General features: G+C 41.9%; 11 protein-coding genes. 5 read left to right on the forward strand and 6 right to left on the reverse strand.

Annotated features, from left to right (window positions below; translation table 11 throughout):
- Window positions 1–20: 20 nt before the first annotated feature.
- Window positions 21–3,644, reverse strand: a complete 3,624-nt coding sequence (locus tag QI031_RS18115) for an endonuclease/exonuclease/phosphatase family protein (RefSeq protein WP_281481052.1) — start codon at window positions 3,642–3,644, stop codon at window positions 21–23.
- A gap of 68 nt (window positions 3,645–3,712) precedes the next feature.
- Between QI031_RS18115 and QI031_RS18120 the strand changes: the two genes are divergently transcribed.
- From QI031_RS18120 to QI031_RS18135, 4 genes are all read left to right on the forward strand, one after another.
- A complete protein-coding gene (locus QI031_RS18120) occupies window positions 3,713–3,889 on the forward strand; it encodes a hypothetical protein (protein WP_281481053.1) in 177 nt (58 codons plus the stop codon).
- Window positions 3,890–4,141: 252 nt separating this feature from the next.
- Window positions 4,142–4,492, forward strand: coding sequence for a histidine triad nucleotide-binding protein (locus QI031_RS18125; RefSeq protein WP_281481054.1), 351 nt, complete (start codon window positions 4,142–4,144; stop codon window positions 4,490–4,492).
- Window positions 4,493–4,671: 179 nt separating this feature from the next.
- A complete protein-coding gene (gene psbA, locus QI031_RS18130; RefSeq protein ID WP_281481055.1) occupies window positions 4,672–5,754 on the forward strand; it encodes a photosystem II q(b) protein in 1,083 nt (360 codons plus the stop codon).
- A 494-nt stretch (window positions 5,755–6,248) separates the two neighbouring features.
- Complete coding sequence (locus tag QI031_RS18135; RefSeq protein ID WP_281481056.1) at window positions 6,249–6,569, forward strand: hypothetical protein; 321 nt, start codon at window positions 6,249–6,251, stop codon at window positions 6,567–6,569.
- A 30-nt stretch (window positions 6,570–6,599) separates the two neighbouring features.
- On the opposite strand, the gene QI031_RS18140 is transcribed toward QI031_RS18135, so the two are convergent.
- From QI031_RS18140 to QI031_RS18150, 3 genes are all read right to left on the reverse strand, one after another.
- Window positions 6,600–6,923, reverse strand: a complete 324-nt coding sequence (locus QI031_RS18140) for a DUF2103 domain-containing protein (RefSeq protein WP_281481057.1) — start codon at window positions 6,921–6,923, stop codon at window positions 6,600–6,602.
- 5 nt (window positions 6,924–6,928) lie between these two features.
- Window positions 6,929–7,252: an ATP-dependent Clp protease adapter ClpS gene (clpS, locus tag QI031_RS18145; protein WP_281481058.1), complete on the reverse strand. Its 324-nt coding sequence runs from the start codon at window positions 7,250–7,252 to the stop codon at window positions 6,929–6,931.
- A gap of 148 nt (window positions 7,253–7,400) precedes the next feature.
- On the reverse strand, window positions 7,401–9,458 hold the full coding sequence (locus QI031_RS18150) for an FAD-dependent oxidoreductase (RefSeq protein ID WP_281481059.1): 2,058 nt from the start codon (window positions 9,456–9,458) through the stop codon (window positions 7,401–7,403).
- Window positions 9,459–9,849: 391 nt separating this feature from the next.
- On the opposite strand from QI031_RS18150, the gene QI031_RS18155 reads away from it, so the two are divergent.
- Window positions 9,850–10,062 carry a hypothetical protein gene (locus QI031_RS18155; protein ID WP_281481060.1) on the forward strand — a complete coding sequence of 71 codons (213 nt, stop codon included), beginning with the start codon at window positions 9,850–9,852 and terminating at the stop codon, window positions 10,060–10,062.
- A 66-nt stretch (window positions 10,063–10,128) separates the two neighbouring features.
- Here QI031_RS18155 and QI031_RS18160 read toward each other — a convergent pair whose 3' ends face one another.
- Entirely contained in the window at window positions 10,129–11,016 is an 888-nt protein-coding gene (locus QI031_RS18160) for a DNA-methyltransferase (protein WP_281481061.1), read from the reverse strand.
- 177 nt (window positions 11,017–11,193) lie between these two features.
- Window positions 11,194–12,720 (reverse strand): ferredoxin:protochlorophyllide reductase (ATP-dependent) subunit B, encoded by a 1,527-nt coding sequence (bchB, locus tag QI031_RS18165; RefSeq protein ID WP_281481062.1) that lies wholly within the window; start codon window positions 12,718–12,720, stop codon window positions 11,194–11,196.
- Window positions 12,721–13,038: the final 318 nt, after the last annotated feature.

A 13,038-nucleotide genomic window follows, 5' to 3' on the forward strand; every position in this document is an offset into this window, starting at 1 on the left:
GAAAAAAATAATTTGAGTAACTAAACAAACAAAAAGCGACTATCCATCGCCAAATTAGTATTTACATCCAACCCATCTTCAACAACAGCAACCAACTCCGTACCGTTACCAGTAAAAATACCGACAGCACCTCTGCTCGACCTCAAAGAATAATCACCAGCAACTCCCTTCAACTGCATCCGATCATTGCCCTTAAATCTGATAATCTCCGCATAGTCATTATTTTGAGAACGAGCATAAAAAACCGTACCCTCATCCCCCAAAACATAAGTATCTATACCCTGTCCACCATTGAGGATGTCGATTTCCTTAGTGCCATTTCCCCAACCAATCAGACGGTCATTGCCATCGCCACCTAAAAGCGTGTCATAGCCACTTCCACCTATCAGCGTGTCATTACCATCACCACCAGTCAGGATATCAAGGCCTCCTTTACCATCGATATAATCATCACCCTTACCGCCATTGATCCACTCGGTGTTACTAGTACCAATCACGCGATCGCTTCCAGCTAAAGCATTAACTACATACTTATTCAAACCACTAAGTTGACTGGTATAAATGATGTCATTCCCAGCAGTCGCCTGATTATTAGCAACAATCAAATCAAAAGTATCGCTAACATTGCCGCCTCTACCATCAGCAGCGGTAACTGTAACTGCAAAAATGCCAGTTTTGGCGACAGTACCTGATATCTCACCTGTATTGGCAACAATATTAGATCCAGTAGGTAAACCTGTAGCGCTGTAAGTCAAAGTATCACCTGCATCGATGTCAATAAATTGATTACTGACATTGAAAGAGAAAGCCTTATTAGTAGAAGTGATTTGATCATCAATCGGCTGTATTACTTGAGGAGCATTATTCGCAGCTAAATTAAACCGAGCCACACTAGGATCATGGTCACTATCCTGGTCAAAAAACTCAGAATTGATGTGAACAACATCATATCCATCTAATTTATTGAGCAAGTTATTACTAACTAAAATGTGATCCAAAACTTGGGCATTACCTTGGAAGTTGTAGGTATAACGCTCATTTTCTGGCAGAGTTTCAATTAAAGAAGTCAGTCCCGCACTTTCTAAAGTGCTAACCGGGTTAGAAAACTCAAAATCATTCAAGTCACCCACTACCGCAATATTAGCTTTGGGGTTAATAGCTAAAATACTCTCAACAAAATTTTTCACCACCGTAGCTTGCTGCTGACGCTGTACTTCACTACTGAGGGTAGGCGGTTGATTTGGCCCATATAAAGGTTGGTCGCCACCTTTAGAATTAAAGTGGTTGCCAATCACATACACAGTTTCACCGTTAAAAGTAAATTCACCAACTAACGGTTTCCGGCTGTTATTAAAGGCAGAATTAGTAGGATCAAGGCGACCAGGACTAGCAGAAAGTACAGGCACACCATCCACATTGGTAACTGTGGTATCAGTGAGGGAACCGCCACCGGGAATATCCACAAAACTGACACGACTAGGATTAAATAAGAATCCTTGCCGGATATTACCACCAGGTTCACCGCCATCTTGATTGTTTACTGGGTCGATTTGGCGATATTGATATGTGGGGCCACCAGCAGCAACAATGGCATTAATTAATGTTTGATAAGTAGTACTAGCATCAACCACACCATTATTTGTTGCCCCGTTGTTGTCTTGAATTTCTTCGATAGTTAAGATATCTGGTGACTTGAGGTTATTGACAATGCGGTTGGCTAGATTACTAAACTTGGTTGCACCATCATTTGGATCGAGGTTTTCGACGTTGAAGGTGGCAACTGTGAGCTGATCGATAGTAGAAGTGAGGTTAGTAACTTCTTTGGTTAGGGTGTCTGAAGTAACAGTTAATGAGGTAGGCAGAACTTCATAGTTATTAAAGCTGTAATCGACTACGCCTGCGATCGTTTCTAATGTCGCAGCTACATTAACTTGAGGAGAGTTACCAGAAGTAAACAGTGTGTCATCAATCTGAATGCGCTCTGGATTAAAATCATTGGCACTAATAACAATACCGCCCCGCGCCGTGCGTCCGGTAGCATTCGCGCCATTATCTGCCAATACCCAAATTTCCCCAAAGGAATTTGTCGGACTAACTGCTACCGGATTATTGACCTGCACCAGCATTGCTTCTAAGCTTTCATAGAAATCAATGCCATCTTCAGCAGGGTCGAAAACACCATTTTGTTCTACATTGCTGGCATCATCTTCAATAACTGTATTGGGAATTGCCCGCCCACCATTACCTAAAACTGTGGCAGTTGGTAAAGTATTACCACTAGATAATATGGCAACATTAGGGCTAGTAATTTCTGTAATCGTCAGGTTGTCAGTGCCGCCAGAACCGCCAGGACGGAACTCTGTGACTGTTCCACCAACTAGTACTGAGTCTCCCACTTGCACATTTGGTGCTGAAGAAGTGAAGACAAAAATTGCCTCACTGGTGCGGTTATCGTTATCTGGATTGGGGTCTTGTAGATAGAAACCGTTAGATTTGAGGGCAGTGACTATCCCTGGTACATCAGCAACATTTTGTCCATTGAACGGCGAAATGTGAGATGCTCCTTGAATTTCATGAATGCGAGGAGTTAGAGCTACATTATTAACTATGGTAGTAATGGCAGCAGCAGTATTGTTAGTTTCGTTGCTCTCAGTAATGATGTTGTTGGGGTCTACAGTTGCTGTGCCACTAGTCAGGAGACCTATTGTATTAGGAATGACTTCAACAGTTAGAGTTGCCGTCCCGCCAGCATTAATGCTACCACCAAAGAAAGTAACAACATTGCCAGCTTGATTAACACTAAAATTATTAGCAACTGTAGCCCTACTATAAGTAACGTCACTGGGTAAGGCGTATTCTACTGTAATGTCATTAGTATTAGTAGTGCTGCTGTTACCTACAGTCAGGGTATAAGTGAGAGCATTGCCTACAATTACTGGATCAGGAGAGTCAGCTTGAGTAATGGTTAGGTCTGGTTGAGAAGACATACCCCCAGACACATTAATATTGCCAGTTGGTAAAGAAGTTTCACTGCCAAATGTCCAGTTGGCTGCATTATTAATTGCCGCTAACCATTCAGCTTTAGTACCATTGCTGAGTGTATTGAGATTAAATGCTGCAAATGTAGCTCCACTATCAAAGAGAGTCGCTGTATTCTCAGCCTGCGATAACCCTGTAATCACACTACCCGTTGTGGAACTAGTTGCATCTTCAAAAGCACCAGTGTTATCAATCTGATAAATAGCTGTAAAGCCGGAAAAAAGAGGATTAGCAGTGTTTGTTGACTGTACGGCAGCAATTTGTTCACCAGATTGACTAAAAGAAAGATCGTTATAGCTGCCATTTGGTGTGCCAATTGATCCTGATGTAGTCCAGGTGAAATTAGCAGATGTATCAGTGCTACGAATAACTGTACCCGTAGGAATATCAGTATTTGCTGTGAATCTAATTAAATTCTCGTTACCATCACCGTCGGTAGAACTTACTCCCCTAAAACCTGAACCAGTCCAGCCATTATCATTGAAGTAAATTACTGTACCTGAGCCAATAGGAGCTAGGTTAACAAAAGAAAAAGAGTCAGGACTACCATTTGTAATGTAACCAGTAATCGCTATATCGCCAGGATTAAGAATTGTAGATGCCATAAATAACGTATGTCTGCTTACGAATTTTTGTGTGCTAAATCTAACTTGCAGTCTCTGAGCAAAAGTACATGATTAGCCGACTTGGCTATGCGATCGCAGTTTTCTTAATAGTTGAAATCAAGATAGATATAGATGCTGCAACTGCAAAGATGCTGTTTACAGGCGGGATAATCCAGAGATTCAGTATGAATAATCGCGGCATCAGTATTAATTCTGATTCAGTGAACTCAAACTATCCCAAGTAGATTAAGAAACAGCTAGCGAAAGGTTAAAACGACAACCTTTATAGGACTCACGCACACTCTATAAAATAAAATCTTGGCGTTCTTTCTACCCTCCGGGTTTGCCCTTAGTGTTCTCGTAGAGTAGCCGCATTGCGTCTAAGGCATCTCGGCGGTAGTCTGCGGTGAGCCGCTTTGCGTTTACGATAAATTAAAAACGATCTTTGCGTAAGTCCTGCTTTAAAATCTCTAGCAGACAAGTAGAGGTAAATTAAGATGAGTGAAACCACAGAAACGATTTTTAGTAAAATCATTCGTCGAGAAATTCCAGCTAATATTGTTTATGAGGACGATTTAGCTTTGGCATTCAAAGATGTAAATCCCCAAGCACCAGTTCACATCCTCGTTATTCCCAAAAAACCTATTCCTCAATTAGCTGATGCCGAATCCTCAGATCATGCTGTTTTAGGACATCTTTTATTAACTGCTAAGCGTATTGCCGAAGAAGCTGGACTTAAAAAAGGTTATCGCGTTGTGATCAATACTGGTGCTGACGGTGGCCAAACCGTCCACCACTTACATTTACATATTTTAGGAGGACGGCAAATGACATGGCCTCCTGGTTGATCAAACTGGATGAATCGTGGTTTCTAAATGCGATTCATCACAAAAACAAATATCTAACATAACAAATACTTAATTAAAATAGCTTTACAAATCTCAATTTTACTTTTAAGGTAGTAAACAGGACAGGTAAGCAACTTTACCTATCCAATTCATAAGAAACATAAAGCACTCATAAAAACATGACTACAACCTTACAACAGCGCTCCAGCGCCAATGTATGGGAACGGTTCTGCGAGTGGATCACCAGCACCGAAAACCGGATTTACATCGGTTGGTTCGGCGTATTGATGATTCCTACCTTGCTAGCCGCTACCACCTGCTTCATCATCGCCTTCATCGCTGCACCTCCAGTAGACATCGATGGTATCCGCGAACCCGTTGCAGGTTCTTTGATTTATGGCAACAACATCATCTCCGGTGCAGTTGTTCCTTCTTCTAACGCTATCGGTTTACACTTCTACCCCATCTGGGAAGCAGCTTCCTTAGATGAGTGGTTGTACAACGGTGGTCCTTACCAATTGGTAATTTTCCACTTCCTAATTGGTTGCGCTTGCTACCTAGGTCGTCAGTGGGAATTGTCCTACCGCTTAGGAATGCGTCCTTGGATCTGTGTAGCTTACTCTGCGCCATTGGCATCAGCTACAGCAGTATTCTTGATCTATCCACTAGGACAAGGTTCATTTTCTGACGGTATGCCCTTGGGTATCTCCGGAACCTTCAACTTCATGATCGTCTTCCAAGCAGAACACAACATCTTAATGCACCCCTTCCACATGCTAGGTGTGGCTGGTGTATTCGGTGGTAGCTTGTTCAGTGCAATGCACGGAAGTTTGGTAACTTCCTCCTTGGTGCGTGAAACCACCGAAACCGAATCACAAAACTACGGTTACAAGTTCGGTCAAGAAGAAGAAACCTACAACATCGTCGCTGCTCACGGTTACTTCGGTCGTCTGATCTTCCAATACGCATCTTTCAACAACAGCCGTTCACTGCACTTCTTCTTGGCAGCATGGCCAGTAGTAGGCATTTGGTTCACCGCATTGGGCATCAGCACAATGGCGTTCAACCTCAACGGTTTCAACTTCAATCAGTCTGTGATTGATTCTCAAGGTCGCGTTATCGCTACCTGGGCTGATGTGATCAACCGCGCTAACTTGGGTATGGAAGTGATGCACGAGCGCAATGCTCACAACTTCCCCTTAGACTTGGCTGCTGGTGACGTTGCTCCTGTTGCTTTAACTGCGCCTGCAATCAACGGCTAATCTTCTCAGTCTTAGCTGAATAAAGAACGCCTCCCATTTGTGGGAGGCGTTTTTTGCTTTTATCAAAAGGCGACGGGAAACCCACTTCTTCTCTTTCAAAGACGCTGACGCGAACGAGGAGTATCCGGAATAGTACTTTGGCTGCGCGCTAAGCGTAGCTATGCCGCAGGCTTTACGACTACGCCCTTTCGGCTGCGCTCAGGCTAAACTCAAGACAAGCTCAGTAACCATCGCCCCGTCGCCGTCAGAATATCATAAGTTGTTAAACATTTAATTTGCAAATTGAGGTCGCAGGAGAGCAGTGGGCAAGGGAGAGGGTTTGCAGCTTTTATTACCATTAACATGATGCAATTTGAATGACGATTAGCTTACCATTTCACGAAATATTTGAAACAGAAATGTAGTTTTCTATTGCAGTTTGTAACTGTTTTGTGTTATCGAAAGGAATATTCCTTTAGACTGAATCTCAATTGAAAAAATTGGGATAAACGCAAATGCATTCAATAAATCTTTTGTGTCACGAGTTTGTAGTTGCCGTTTCCTTTGTTGCCTGTATTGTCGGTCTAGTATTGCTTTGGGATGACAAACAATCAAAAGACGATTTAGAAGCAACTGAACAGATTTTGTTTAGAATGAGCTTTTCTTATTGGCTAGTTTATTGTGTTGCTTTTGCCATAGAAAAGATGATTTTACCCGATTGGGAAAATCTAGTCATGACTTTGAAAATAACTACGGCCTTGTCATATTTCTTAACTTTTTCTTGCATACTGAGTCTGCCACTACATAAATTTGCAGTACACAAAGTTGAAGAATAGTTATTAGTTGACTATAGACTATTAAATTAGTTAATTTTTCATAGCGCTCGCAATCGCATCTTCAAACTTATCCTGATTTAAAGTGGTCAGGATAAAAACCTCTTGTACTGTTTTACCTTGTCTGGCAATCACTTTATAACCACCACGAATTGGTACAGATACACGCAGTTGCATTTTTGGGCAATGACCCCTTACGCGCCCAATTACTCCTGGCGTGACGGTTTGAATGCCATTCTGCTGACACAGACGTTCTAAAATGGGGATAAGACCAGGAATATGAGTAGAGTGATTCCAGACTAGTCTGCCGTCTTTAGCAGAAGTGCTTGGGAGAGATGCTGATTTGGGTTTGCCCATGATAATTAAGCTGCTTCTAAAGGAGCCATTGTTAAACCAGCTCGGCGCAGCTGTTGATGATAAAGTTCTGCGGGTTCTTGTGGACCAACCCAGACGATCGCTTGCCCTTCATAGTGTACCTGATTTGTGAGTTCCCAAGCGCGATCGCTTGTCATTCCGGGAATATATTTTGTTAAACAATCAGCAACGTGTTGAAAAGTGTTGAAGTCATCGTCTAGAACGATGACTTTGTAGCTCGGATAAAGCTTACGGGTAACTTGATTAGACCGTTCAGGAGCTACAGTTGGTGCTGTACCCATCCCATAAACAGCTGAAAGTCTTGTAACCATAAAACACTTAGCCAACAAAATTTTGCAAAATTACCTTTAAATAACTAGTTTAATCCATAGTCAGCGGCTATTAAAACTAGGGTATAGGGTATGAGCAAGAAACAGGAACTGACCCATGCCCCATGCCCCATGCCCTTATGGGCATTAACTACTTCCAATCATCCCAGTTTTGGTTAAAAATCGACGTATCAGGGAAAGCAGTAGGGTTGCCATTTTGCTCTAACAGACGTTTAAGCGCTTGCAATTGCGGTTCTGCTTTGGGTAAATCATCTACCAATTGATAGGGGGCAACATCATTTTTTAAAGAAAAAGCTGCCACAGTTCCCGCCGCTGCACCAGCAGACCATTCAAAGGAGTGTACTCGATAGGCAGCCGCAGCAATATGGCTAGTAGCAATGCTTTTACCTCCGACTATTAAATTATCAATTTTTTGGGGAATCATCGCTCGTAGGGCAATTTGGAAGGGATAAGCTTGACCAGCACCGCGCCTTTCACCTGGACGTTCTGTGTTACCAGGGGCTTCTGGTGGGCTTTGTACCATGCAAGGATGAAAATCTATCGCGTAGTGACCGATACCCACAGCATCAGGAAAGATGGTAGAACGAGTCCGCCGCATTGCTTGGTCTGGGGAAACTTTACCATCAATTACCGATACTGCTTCCAAACCTGCAAGTGCTGCTTTTAAGCGGCGATACATATCTGCGGGTAAAGTTTTACGATAATACTCGTCATTGTAATCACGGCGAGAAATATCAATTTCCCAAATCCCAAAACCGCCAGGTTGTCCCCAACTGGGTCGTCCAATAACCCGCCTTCCTTCCCGCATATAGGGATATTTTGATAAACCATGCACCGTTCCCATTGGGGAATTTATACCCGATAAAAAGCGGTTATTTATTTGCTGCTGTTTCACACCTTCTCCCAGTTGAGAATCTGTAGTACCAGCTACCAGCCAGTAATAAAATGACAGGGCATTTTCTTCTGCTTTGTCGAGGGTTGCTGTTCGCAGTCCTCCCATCCAACCCCCTGGTTTTAACTGCCCCGTAGCTTGCAACTGTTGGCGAGTGTAAACTAAGTTATCTTTAGCAGTGCCAGGACGGTAGTCATTGCCCCAAGTCCAGTTTTGCATGGAGATATCCCCAGGCGTAGGAGTAGTAAAACCTATCCCACCAAATTTTTCTGGTTTTCCTTTTTTGGGACTCCAAATCCGCCGATAAGTAAAAAGTAAGTCGAAACTGGCTAGTCGCTTTAATTCATAGCTGAAATATGGGGCGTATTGTAAATAAAATGGGGGCATTTTCTGCGGTTGTGGTTCCTTGGTGGCCTCCATTGCAAAAGTGTAAGTAAAGCCTTGAGGACAATAGGGGTCGTTTGTAGTGCTGGAAGCAGAAGGTTCTAGGTAAGAACGCGCATCAATGCCTAATCTGTAAGGAACATCAGCCAGAGCAATAATTTCTCCGGTTTCGCTAGCGTCTACGACGTACCACTTAGGGGCATTTCCTTTATTTTGCTTGGGAGCAAGGCGGATAATATTTTTGGTAAACCGTGAAGAGTTTTGGTAACGATAAGCATCTTCAATGGTATTAGATAAAGGAAAGGTATTAATTGGCGGTGCGCCTTTTGCTGGTTGATGTTGGATGGCGATCGCACTTTTAATTAATTGTCCACCTGCTTTGCTATCTTCTTTACTAAGGGGTGAAATTTCTAATTCCTTAATTACTGTGTTGGGGAACCATTCCAACTTACCTCTGCCCCGTTTTTCGGCATCTTTGAGCATTTCAGTCAAAATTTTATGGGCATCGCGGGGAAGAAAGCATGAATCGCTAACCCAGCAATCGCCAGGGTTGAGTTCACCGTATTTGCGCCGAATGCGATCGCGCAGTTCCAAATAACCGCGAGAATAAAATTGACGCATTCGCTGGGTTGGTCGTTCATCTAATGCTGATGTCCCTTGAGAAGAAATTTGTCCTCCCAACCAGTCGGTAATTTCTGTCAAGCAAACCTTTCTTCCTGCAAGTAAAGCCTCGTAAGCTGTAGCTACGCCAGAAAGTCCACCACCTACAACCAAAATCTCACAATCTACAGTTTTGTCTGGGTTCCTTGGGGGCGCAGCAACAACAGTATAATCAGGTATAAAAAAGTTAGATATTAAGCTGAAAGTAATAAGCGATGTCTGGAAACCGGCCACTTTGTGTCTGCGCTTCATGATTTAAAACTCTTTTCACTCCTGGGTTAACTTGTAGACGTTAACATCCAGTAAATGTTTATCACAAGTTTATTTTGGACAATAAAAGCTAAATATCTGCCTGATTTAGATTTTTGTAGATACATTAGTTCATACCACTCACCAAGAGCAAAATTTTCGCTCACTCGCTCTAGCTGGTGAAAAATCCGATTTTATGAGTAAAAAAAGTGTATGGCAAGTCTAACCAAGTACAATATGTGATTAATCAAGAAAATAATCATATACTTTACTGTTATTAGAATTTAAAACTTGTACCTAAACACATAGATATCAGTTTTTACACAATTAAATTGAGTCTTATTGATTATAGAAGAGCTGTGTTATAAGTGCTAAGATTTAGGCGAAGTCATTAATGTTTACCTATTCTTCTGTGGCTAGAGCTAGTACAGCGATCGGTGTTAGTCCAATTATTAAGGAGATTGTGCAAAAACAGGCACATTCGACACGTTTGACCTTGAAAGAGGTGATTCTTATGGGGATGTTAGCAATTGACAAGCTAGATGATCAAAGTCGTCAAGAACTAGCAGATCAAGTTCATCAAATGCAAGTTAATGGAGAGATTTAAGTAAATAGTTATGAGTTATAAATTTTATTTACTCACTCCTAACTACCCACTCTTAAGTTAGTCTAACTATTGACTAAAGCGATAACGACTACCTATAAGATAATCCTCATTAATTTCAAAAGATATCCATCGGCGTTCCAGAGTTTCAGCAACAAACCCAGTTGTGTTAGAACCTGCGAATGGATCTAAAACTAGATCACCTTCGTCAGTTAAAAATTTGATAAAAAACTCGGCAAACCCTTGAGGAAAACGTGCTGGATGGGGTTTAATTTCTGCTGCTTTACAACGGCGTAAATAAGCACTATTTGATTCAGTGTTAGCAATTTCTAAAACGTTTGCTGGAATTGCGCCTTGGTTATCTTTTTGGAATTTCTGAGAAATATCATGTCCACTAGGACGTATTTTAGCTTGATAGCCATTTGTGAGTAACTTTTTCATACTTTGGCTATAGGGCTTTAAAACTTTTCTGTTATCTGCTTTGGGATTTGGTGTTTTCGATAACCACCAAACTACATTTACAGAATCTTTCACCCGAATCCGTTTGATTGTCACCCACTCCGCAGGGGTAGGTAATCGAGCTGGATTGTAGTGGTAAAATTCTTGAGCAAGAAAAAAGCCCACTTCCTTACACAATCTCACTAAAAGCTCATATTGATAAATACTCCGTACCGGATTACCAGGAAGGTAAGCACCTCCCAAATCTATAACAAATGAACCATTATTTGCTAATATCCTTTTAAATTCATAAGCGAAAGGTAGAAACCATTCAATATATTTTTCCGCACTTTCATTGCCATATTCTTTTTTACGTGTCAGAGCAAAAGGAGGTGAGGTTAAAATTAAATTAATACTATTTTCGTCAATTAGTTTAATAAGTTCAAAACTATCACCACAGTAAGCAACTCCGTTTTTTTGTGTGTAATAAGGTGCAAAATTAATTGTTTCTTTTGTCAAAATTGATAATTTAATTAAGTATTTTATTTACGCTACGCGGGTCAGTTGTCAGTTGTCAGTTGTCAGTTGTTATTTATCTCTCCTGCCCCTCTGCTTCTAAAACGATGGGATACTTTTTAGTTGAAGTTCCTTACTACTGACTACTAACCACTGACTACTGACAAATAGTTAGCTAATCTAAGCTCCGACAGCTTCCTTCGCCGCATAAAGTACTTCAGCGTTGATTTCTTTGAAGCCGCGATCGCGGGCAAACTTCTCAGTATTTCGCTTGACTTTACCGCGCACAAATCCCGGAATTTTGTTCAATTCTGCTTGACCATCTTTTGTCCAGTTCAAATCAGAATCAGCAGAAATTCCTTTAGTGATTACTTCTTTGGTATCATGACCACCGAATATTTCTAATAGGTGATCTTCCATTCCCAAAGTGAAGGAATTGTAGATCAAATCTGTAATCTGATTTGTACCTTCGTAACCTAAAAATGGTTTGTAACCAATAGGAAAGTTTTGTACGTGGATTGGTGAAGCAATTACACCGCAAGGAATATCTAAGCGCTTACCAACGTGGCGTTCCATTTGAGTACCAAAGATGGCGGAGGGTTCAACACGAGCGATCGCATCCCCAATTTCGCCGTGATCATCAGTAATCAACACTTCGTCGCAATACTCACTAACCTGTTCGCGGAACCAGTCAGCATCATACTTGCAATAAGTTCCAGCCCAAACAACGTGAATCCCCATTTCTCGCGCCAAAATTTTGGTAACGGCGGCGGCGTGGGTGTTGTCACCAAATACTACAGCTTTTTTGCCAGTCAAATTTTGACAGTCAATAGAACGGGAGAACCAAGCAGCTTGAGACACATGCAAAGTTTGCTCATTGATGAAATCTTCGTAGTCAACATCTGCACCTTGTTCGTTAATTACCTGCTGAATCTTACGAATACAACGGGCAGTTTCCACCACACCCATCGGAGTAATATCGATGTAGGGTGTACCAAATTGTTCTTGTAAGTAAACAGCTGCCATTAAACCGAGTTCACGGTAAGGCACTAAGTTAAACCAAGCCCTTGGCATTTTCTTCAACTCACTTACTGAAGCACCTTCGGGAATTATGGTATTTACCTCAATTCCCAAGTCAGCCATTAGCCGCTTGAGTTCGGTGCAGTCGTGTTGGTTGTGGAAGCCAAGGGTGGAAGTACCAATGATGTTAACAGAGGGCTTTTCGGTTTTGCCTTCTGGTAGTTCTCCTTTTTTACGGGCTTTCTCAATATAGTATTGGACGATTTGATGCAAAGTGCGATCGGCTGCTTGCAGTTCGTTAAAACGGTAGTGGTTCACGTCCGCTAGCATCACGTCACTTTTTGCTTCCAGTTGCGCCCGTTCCACAAAGTTATGTAGGTCTTCTTGCAGAATGCTGGAAGTGCAGGTAGGAGTTAACACAATTAGATCCGGGTGTTCTTCGGCATCTTTGCGGGTAATGTTGTCTACCACCTTCTCTTGAGAACCGCGTGCCAAAACGTTACGATCAACAACACTAGTTGTTACTGGGGTAAAGTTTCGCTCCCGCGATAACATCGAACGCATAACGTTGAAGTAGTCATCACCAAGTGGGGCGTGCATGATGGCATGAACGTTTTTAAACGAACTGGCGATTCGCAGAGTGCCGATGTGAGCTGGGCCGGCATACATCCAGTAAGCCAATTTCATTATGTGTTCTCCCTTTTCAACTTAAATTAAGATGGAGTCCGATAAACGGTGGACTATGATTGCTTGACTATTAATTAAATCGCTTCTGAGATTGTCTCAAAACTTGTAACCCCAAAGAAGTGGGTGCTTATCTAGGTTTACACTCCAATGTAATCGCCCAAACTCTTTCAGTGAGAGGGGTTTAGCTGTTTACTTAAACAACATTAAGGTTGTTTAAGTAAAACAAATCTTAATTTTTCAGCAAATATTTTTATCAATTTGGGTTAGTAGTGGTGTAAGGATTCAGGTCTAAAATATGACAATAGCCCGTGATTAACG

Origin of the sequence: Halotia branconii CENA392, from assembly GCF_029953635.1 — a bacterium.
Lineage (GTDB): Bacteria > Cyanobacteriota > Cyanobacteriia > Cyanobacteriales > Nostocaceae > Halotia > Halotia branconii.